Consider the following 245-nt stretch of genomic DNA (forward strand, 5'->3'; position numbering starts at 1 on the left):
GGACATAGATAAAATTGGGCTGCTAGGTGCTGATCAAGGTATTGCCGATGTCTCATTAAGTTTGTTCTACATGCTCGATGCTTACCCAATGGGCAATATGTTATCAATCATTGCTATCGCACTGATCATCGTATTCTTTGTTACTACTCTAGATTCTGGCTCTATCGTAGTTGATAGCATGACAGCTGGAGGCAAGCTGGAATTGCCAATTATACAGAAGGTTTTTTGGGCGGTTATCTCTGCTC

Annotated in this window: 1 protein-coding gene; it reads left to right on the plus strand. The window is 42.0% G+C overall.

Going from position 1 to position 245, the window contains the following annotated elements:
- The coding region (locus Q4528_RS15410) for a BCCT family transporter (RefSeq protein WP_303522588.1) at positions 1 to 245 on the plus strand (245 nt) is incomplete at both ends.

The organism is Staphylococcus pasteuri (assembly GCF_030547725.1).
Taxonomy (GTDB): domain Bacteria; phylum Bacillota; class Bacilli; order Staphylococcales; family Staphylococcaceae; genus Staphylococcus; species Staphylococcus pasteuri.